This window comes from Streptococcus oralis, from assembly GCF_001075875.1.
GTDB lineage: Bacteria > Bacillota > Bacilli > Lactobacillales > Streptococcaceae > Streptococcus > Streptococcus oralis_I.
Genome location: NZ_JUOS01000084.1, coordinates 1 through 1,774 on the forward strand (window position 1 = coordinate 1; position 1,774 = coordinate 1,774).

Sequence of the window (1,774 nt, forward strand, 5' to 3'; positions counted from 1 at the left end):
AGCTGAAGCGACCGCGCTAGTCGATGCTGAAGCACTTGCTACTGCACTTGTTGACGCTGAGGCTGAAGCTACCGCGCTGGTTGATGCTGAAGCTGAGGCTACTGCGCTAGTTGATGCTGAGGCTGAAGCTACTGCGCTAGTCGATGCTGAGGCACTTGCTACTGCACTTGTTGACGCTGATTGCGAAACTGACTGATTTGTATCATCTTCTCTTTCAACAATGACATTGAAGAAATTAGTACCCGTTGAATCTGAAGTTTGACGAGCAACAGGGCTAAAGGTGAAAGATGTATCGCCAGTAGATTTGATTGGAACAGTCCAAGATGATGTTAATCCATAACCCTTATTGGCAAAATAGCCAGTCATTTGGGCTCCATCTCCCCAACTATAGCCATTACCTTCTTGCGTCATTATAGAAGTGTTATAGTCTATAACTTTTTCCCCACTTGAATCTGTAATGTAATTATTTACATTCGAAGGAGTTCCAAAGCCACTACCCAAAGTAAACATGGAACCATTAGATGTCCTAGTATTGTAGATTGCATAGTTCATGCCTAATGATGGGTATTCAACAGTTGTCGTTGATGGGTTATCATACGTAACAGTATAAACGAAGGTCATTTTAGACCCATCATTTGTCACAGTTAACTTGTAATAAATCGGGATATTATAATTTGGATCTTTCCCTTCACCAGGGTATACTTTTGTTTGACCCACTGCAATGTTTAAATTTGCGCTTATAGCAGGGCTACCATTAACAGTTGTATTGCCCGAAAAACCTGCAGCAGTCAGTGCTGACATCAACTCATCAACTGCACTTCCCAATTGTTCTCGTTGTTGGACATATTGAGCTTCAGTTGCCTTAGCTTTTAGTAAGCGATCACTGTTTGATATTTCAGACTGGATTTTTGCAATAGCGGCATCCAGAGAGGCCTTCTTCTCTAAGTTAGCTACTTTTGATGAATAATTAGTAGCAAGAGTTGCAAGTATTTCTGCTTCTGATAGATTTTGGTCTAAAAGAACTTTAGATGGAGTTGCTACATCTTGACTTGTTGTATCTCCTTCTTTCAGATTTTGATTAGAAATACTTTGAGAAACTACAGCAGCAATAGAATCACGAGCCAAAGTGGCCTTATTCACTACAGCTGTCAAATCACTAGTTGAATTCGCTAAAGCTTTTTCAATTTCTAAGATAGCACTACTTACCTTAGTGATGGCTGAATCAGCATCTGGTAAATCAACTGCTTTAGCAAGATACTCACCCATTTCAGCGGATAGTTTAGCTAGTTTTTTGCGATCTTCTTCAGTCTTCTTAGCTGTCGCTTCTGTTGTTACAGTCGCAGCAATAGCTGTAGTTGCTGTCGTAGCCACATCTGCTTGAATGGAATTAATGGTTTCAGCCCTAGAAATAGAATTCGCAAGACTTACCTTGCCATCTAGTGTTGGCGAAAGTGTTTCCGCTTGAGAAACAGGCTGAGCTTCAGTACTTTCTACAGTCTCTTCTTGGCTCACTACTTGTGTTGAATCCACAGTAGCCGTTTGCGAATTACTTACCGTTGAACTTGCAGACGCTGACAATGAAGTACTTGTTGAAGCTGAGACACTAGCTACCGCACTCGTTGAAGCTGAAGCTGAGGCTACCGCACTCGTTGAAGCTGATGCGCTTGCCACAGCACTCGTTGAAGCTGAAGCTGAGGCTACTGCACTTGTTGACGCTGATGTAGAAGCACTCTCACTGATAGAAGTTGATGCTGAAACAGAAGCTTGTTGCTCA

At 42.1% G+C, this 1,774-nt stretch carries 1 pseudogene; it reads right to left on the reverse strand.

The annotated features are described in order from the left end of the window. A pseudogene (locus ADM33_RS11450) lies at window positions 1–1,774 on the reverse strand (hypothetical protein); the annotation flags it as partial.